Raw genomic sequence first — 3,854 nt, forward strand, 5'->3', positions numbered from 1 at the left:
GTGTTACGTTAAATTACTCATTACTTTCTTTTAAACCAAAGCAGTCCCACTCTATCAGCAATCGACTAAAATTATTTTTTGAAAGATATTTGGCATCTACACACTTACCATCATCATCGTACAGCACAAGGAAAAAAGAACTCGATTCTAGTGTACGACCTAACGAAAGCCATTGAGCAACAATTGTCTCGTAATGTTCTTGATATGATGCGATTTCAAAGCCTTTGTTATTCGATGTTTTAAAATAAATTTTTAGTTTCACGCTTTATCCCATTTATCTCATACACATCATATTTAAGACTAGGTTTGTGTGAGCAATTGAACGTTCTTAATAGACTTAGGCCAAAAAAAACCACTATATACGCAATTGAGCACTATTATAAAGTTACATGCATATCAACACTTTGTGAGTATTGCGTTATGGCTTTGTGTAAAATAAAAAAATACGACACTTTAGTAGATGCTCATACGATTAAACTTCTCGAAAATTTAACAATGGAAATTGGAAATGAAGAAGTTGCTCTACAAGTCACTATTTTGTCATTTGAAAAACTTTGGCATCAAATGGAAATGCATGGAGAGCCCAAAAACACATTTGAATGGCTTCAAATCGAAGCAAAGAAGCTCATAATTTAAAGCAACATAACGTTGTGGTGGTGATTATTATTCCTATTACGTTAAATAGCCGACTTAGCATCTCAAAACGCCAATCTGACGCTCTCAAAACGCTCCTGGAGCGTTTTTAAGCACTTATCCTTACCTAATTAGCCAGAAATCGGGCTGTAAGTTTGTGACGCTTTCAGAGCGATTTACAGGACAAAAAGTTCGCAGTTCGATTGAAACAAAAAACGCCCTCTAAGGGCGTTTTTTCTATGTTTTCATCTTATCGATGGCATCTTTGGTGATCAGCTCGTTAGCTATCTCTAAGTTCTCTTTGTACTTCTTCTCTTTGTACTTCTCATATTCAAATCGAGATAACGAACTTCTCGGATCGTACTCGTAACGCTGACAGAATTGCTCAAAAGTAACAGCTGCACTCATAGACACCTCTTAATCTTTAAACTGAAAACTTCGCATAAAGCTCTGGCTCTTTAGAGAGTAGAGTTAGGACTTTGCTTGCTAAACCTGTCGGATTTCTCCGTCCTTGCTCCCAACTTTTCACGGTATCAATACTCACATCCATCGCTTGTGCCAACTCTTTTTGGCTGACATCCAGTTGTGCTCGGATCGCTTTAACATCGGCAATCTCATAACGAGTGACATTCGCAGGAGTCTGCTCTCCTTTTGCAATCGCTTCGGCTTGCTTCATCGATGTATAAAGTTCATCAAAAATACTATTGCTCATTGTCATACTCTCTCTTAATCGACCTCGACACTTCTTTAAGGAGATTCTTCTCTTTCTGAGTTAAAGAGTCCTTTCTCCCTTTCTTGTACAGCAACACCAAATAGACAACATCAGGTTGGATCAGTAAGTAAATCGTTCGATAACCACCACTCTTACCTGTCGATTCTCCAGCAAGGCGAACTTTTCTTAGCCCTCCCGTTCCGACAATCAACGATCCCATTTCTGGGTTTTTGATGATGTCTGACTGCAACGCTCGAAACTCTTCATCCGTGAGCATCTCTTTTCGCTGAGATTCAAACAATGGCGTTTCAATAAACTCTAATGCGTAGCTAATAACCCGATCCTCTCCCAAAAGAATAGGAGTACATTGTACTCCTGGCAAGCGTATTTTCAAATGTATTAACGATTAAATCCGAAACCTCGACCTCTGCGATTTTGTCGTGCTAACGACTGCTCTTGCTGTATTGCTTTTCCAACGACTGGAGCTGCTGCGTCAAGTTGTTTACTTGCATGGTCAAGCTGCTCACACTGCTCTGTAAGCGTTGGTTCTCCTCGCTGCTCTGCTCGAATCTTTTCTCTAAATCCTTGTAGAGCTTCACGAACTCGCTGTGCTGCTCCTTGTGCTGCCTCTCTAAAACCTCGAAGGCGTGCAAAAGTTGTTTCTCTAGCTCGGTCATTTATTTCCTCTCCAACTTGATCAGCTCGTTCTTGCCATCGTTCATTGTCCACCCCTCCAGAATCGAGTAACCCTCTGGTATCACAATAAAACGTTCCCCTTTCTGGCTCTCGTACAGAGAAAGCCCCCAAGTCTTGTTCTGGAACTGCTCTAGGATCGCTTTTTGGCGGGCTATCTTTTTCTGATTGTCTAATATCGTCTGCCCTTGATACCAAGCGATCCCGTAACTGACGATCACCAAAAATAACAGGGTCACTGGCAACCAAATCCATGTTTTCATCACCAAGAGATTCAAACGTGATTGCTGCTCTTGGATGTCGTTTATGATTTTCTGCTCGCTTGATTTCAACGCATCTTGAATACGTTGTTCGTGCCTCTCGAAGTCTTTCTTTAGCGTTTGCTCGATAGCGTTGGCTTGCTTCTTCGATTGCGAATTGAAGTCCCTCGCCATATTCAAAATCTTGCTCATACAACAAACCTTTTAATCTTATGTTTCGTTTCCCACTTTCGGGATTCTTAATGCTGATGCTTTTAGCTGTCACTCTGGCAATCTCAAATCCTTTGCTTTCAAGCGCACCAATTACCCCTTTTCGACTACGGATCGCGCCTGATTGAGCAAGATTAAGTAGACCATCGGTAAGAAGTTGCTGAATCTCTTTTGCATCGGATGGAGTGTCTTTAGCACTCACCAAGCCTTGCTGATTAGCAGGGTCATCTGGGTCATGAAGCCCTAGTTCAAGATTCTTAATGGTGCGCCACGCATCGATACGAGGATTGTCTGCAAAGTGGTAGTAAGGTTGAAGTCGCTTGCCAGAATGAAGCTCAATATTTGGAATAACAAAATTCAGCTCTAACCGCCCTTTATCAAGATGCTCTACCCAAAGAATGGAGTATTGGTCTTTGTCTAAGCCTGGTAACAAAGCCTTTTCAAAATCAGCCATGAGGCGATCTTTAATCTCTTGTGATAAGTCCGTTTCAGCAAAACAGAGAAAGCCCGATGTGTACTTTTTGGCGTAAGGACTCGAATCAATGAGTGATTGAACTAAATCAGGATCGCCTTGATTAAGTGTCGCCCTCTCCCGATTTCTATCTTTCCCTAAGAGATAATCAACAGGGCCACTCCCAACGCCCTTACCTCTACGAGCGAACTGAACAATCATACTGAGATCTCATACTGTGCCATTATTTGCCCAAGCTGACGCTCGATTGCTGAAAGTTGAGCCAATACTTGAACCACATTCACGACATCATAATTCTGGGTATTCACTACTCTAGTGATCTGATTCAAGTTATTTCCAAGTCCAGATAACTGGCGCAATAATGCGGGGTCTACTTTAGGAACATTGGCTCTTTTAAGAGTCCGTTCCCCAAGACAAGTCTCTCTCACCCAAGGAGCTAATTCCGCACCATCACACCGATCTTTCAGAGCTTGAAGTTCAGTCTCAGTGACTCTGATCTTGATGGACTTTTCTCGTATTACTTTCTTCTTTTCAGTCATGGCAATTCTTTAGTTTGAGTGCTTTTAACTAGGGTTAAGGGAGCGTAGCGTCCCTTACAAGGCACAATGACAACGTAACGAAGTGGAGGGGTCTTTGTGTAGCCTTGCTTATGTGCTTAACAAAAGATAGAAAGTAAGATAAAGAAATGCAAATAAGGGAAATCATGAAGTATCAAACAATGACAGTAAGAGCAAAGAGGAGGCTAGCCAAGCTAGCGCAAACCACCCTTTCGGCTGCGCCGACCCCTACCCATTTCAACTCAAATTTATGAGTGATTTGGGTATCTTTTTGGTCGCTTTCAGATTGGGTAAGTCTCTTCCCTTTCGGGCTGCCC

At 41.8% G+C, this 3,854-nt stretch carries 8 protein-coding genes; 1 reads left to right on the forward strand and 7 read right to left on the reverse strand.

All coding sequences use genetic code 11. The features are described 5' to 3' along the window. Nucleotides 1–13: 13 nt before the first annotated feature. Nucleotides 14–262 (reverse strand): hypothetical protein, encoded by a 249-nt coding sequence (locus R7Z50_RS23995; protein WP_005398517.1) that lies wholly within the window; start codon nucleotides 260–262, stop codon nucleotides 14–16. A gap of 158 nt (nucleotides 263–420) precedes the next feature. On the opposite strand from R7Z50_RS23995, the gene R7Z50_RS24000 reads away from it, so the two are divergent. After that, the gene (locus R7Z50_RS24000; protein ID WP_031819061.1) at nucleotides 421–636 is read left to right on the forward strand and encodes a hypothetical protein; all 216 of its coding nucleotides are present in this window, start codon (nucleotides 421–423) and stop codon (nucleotides 634–636) included. A gap of 234 nt (nucleotides 637–870) precedes the next feature. On the opposite strand, the gene R7Z50_RS24005 is transcribed toward R7Z50_RS24000, so the two are convergent. From R7Z50_RS24005 to R7Z50_RS24025, 6 genes are all read right to left on the reverse strand, one after another. Beyond that, complete coding sequence (locus R7Z50_RS24005; protein WP_005398424.1) at nucleotides 871–1,041, reverse strand: hypothetical protein; 171 nt, start codon at nucleotides 1,039–1,041, stop codon at nucleotides 871–873. Nucleotides 1,042–1,057: 16 nt separating this feature from the next. Then, complete coding sequence (nadS, locus tag R7Z50_RS24010; protein WP_029946694.1) at nucleotides 1,058–1,345, reverse strand: NadS family protein; 288 nt, start codon at nucleotides 1,343–1,345, stop codon at nucleotides 1,058–1,060. Next, nucleotides 1,335–1,727 (reverse strand): type II toxin-antitoxin system RelE/ParE family toxin, encoded by a 393-nt coding sequence (locus tag R7Z50_RS24015; RefSeq protein WP_224723981.1) that lies wholly within the window; start codon nucleotides 1,725–1,727, stop codon nucleotides 1,335–1,337. Before R7Z50_RS24015 ends, nadS begins: the two co-directional genes overlap by 11 nt. Before the next feature lie 61 nt (nucleotides 1,728–1,788). After that, nucleotides 1,789–2,022: an MbeD/MobD family mobilization/exclusion protein gene (locus R7Z50_RS31610; RefSeq protein ID WP_169567099.1), complete on the reverse strand. Its 234-nt coding sequence runs from the start codon at nucleotides 2,020–2,022 to the stop codon at nucleotides 1,789–1,791. Then, complete coding sequence (locus R7Z50_RS31615) at nucleotides 2,023–2,490, reverse strand: MbeB family mobilization protein (RefSeq protein ID WP_203506492.1); 468 nt, start codon at nucleotides 2,488–2,490, stop codon at nucleotides 2,023–2,025. 687 nt (nucleotides 2,491–3,177) lie between these two features. Beyond that, nucleotides 3,178–3,519, reverse strand: a complete 342-nt coding sequence (locus R7Z50_RS24025) for a MobC family plasmid mobilization relaxosome protein (protein ID WP_025607773.1) — start codon at nucleotides 3,517–3,519, stop codon at nucleotides 3,178–3,180. Nucleotides 3,520–3,854: the final 335 nt, after the last annotated feature.

This window comes from Vibrio sp. 1249-1 (genome assembly GCF_033340495.1).